Raw genomic sequence first — 254 nt, forward strand, 5'->3', positions numbered from 1 at the left:
TCCACTCCGCCACTTATTCGATAACCTCGCCTAGTGCGAGGTTTTTTCGAATCTGAAGTAATGAAAGTTTTAGGGGTGTAGCTCCAATTGGCAGAGCAGCGGATTCCAAATCCGCGTGTTGGGAGTTCGAATCTCTCCACCCCTGCCATATTTAAGGCTCTAGCAGAAATGCTAGAGCCTTTTTTGCATCTGTTGCTTCTACGAAGCAATGTTGGGAGTTGGATCGCCAGCCCGGTATTATACCAATCCGGAAA

Annotated in this window: 1 tRNA gene; it reads left to right on the plus strand. The window is 47.6% G+C overall.

From position 1 onward, the window contains the following. Positions 1-71: 71 nt before the first annotated feature. Positions 72-148 (plus strand) — tRNA-Trp (locus AB4323_RS24235). The last annotated feature ends 106 nt before the right edge of the window (positions 149-254 follow it).

The organism is Vibrio sp. 10N.261.52.C11, from assembly GCF_041471405.1.
Taxonomy (GTDB): Bacteria; Pseudomonadota; Gammaproteobacteria; order Enterobacterales; family Vibrionaceae; genus Vibrio; species Vibrio crassostreae_C.